The organism is Paraburkholderia sp. SIMBA_054, from assembly GCF_046534875.1.
Classification (GTDB): domain Bacteria; phylum Pseudomonadota; class Gammaproteobacteria; order Burkholderiales; family Burkholderiaceae; genus Paraburkholderia; species Paraburkholderia hospita.
Window position 1 is genome coordinate 1 of the sequence record NZ_JAWRXV010001762.1, and the last position, 234, is coordinate 234.

Genomic DNA, 234 nt, shown 5'->3' on the forward strand with positions numbered 1-234 from the left:
GGTCGTGCTCGATGCACCGACTGCACCGCTTGTCCCCGTGCCCGAAAAAGAACTCCAGCAATTGCATCTGCTCGCGCGCCGCGGCGATATGCAGGAAATCGCGCTGTGGGCGGAGCGCGTCGGCAGACATGCCCCGCATTACCACGCGTTCACCGCGCGGATTCTTTCTCTCGCGAAGGGCTATCAGTCCAAGACGCTGCTGCATCTTGTCGAAGAGCAACTCGAACGTCAGGC

General features: G+C 61.5%; 1 pseudogene. It reads left to right on the plus strand.

From position 1 onward, the window contains the following. Positions 1-234, plus strand: a pseudogene (locus SB822_RS61145) (hybrid sensor histidine kinase/response regulator); the annotation flags it as partial.